The sequence below is a fragment of the Bradyrhizobium viridifuturi genome, from assembly GCF_001238275.1.
In the GTDB taxonomy this organism is placed as follows: Bacteria; Pseudomonadota; Alphaproteobacteria; order Rhizobiales; family Xanthobacteraceae; genus Bradyrhizobium; species Bradyrhizobium viridifuturi.
In genome coordinates this window covers 1-325 of sequence record NZ_LGTB01000143.1, presented here as the reverse complement: position 1 = coordinate 325, position 325 = coordinate 1, and the positions used below count along the sequence as shown (strand labels likewise).

At 61.8% G+C, this 325-nt stretch carries 1 protein-coding gene; it reads right to left on the bottom strand.

Features of this window, described 5'->3' with window-relative positions:
* Positions 1-325, bottom strand: a 325-nt coding sequence (locus tag ALC15_RS42965; RefSeq protein WP_157861005.1) for a transposase, incomplete at both ends; no start/stop codon positions are given.

The window sequence follows — 325 nt, the reverse complement described above, 5'->3', positions numbered from 1 at the left end:
CCAATCGGCGTCATAGCCACGGTCGGCAAGCAGCATTGACCCGGATTTCAGACGAGACAGCAGTTTTCCGGCAAGTCGGACGTCGTGGGCCTCGCCGGGACTCAACGCCAGCCGCACCGGGAGACCATTGCTATCGACGACCGCATGGATTTTGCTCGTCAAGCCGCCGCGTGACCTTCCCATCGATTGGCGCCGGTTCCTGGTGATGCAGGCTCCATGCTGATGCACGCGGACAATCGAAGTGTCGATCATCTGGATAGCGGAATCATGGGCAGCGGCAAGCGCGTCAATGATGCGGCCCCAGACACCGGCTCGCCGCCACCTT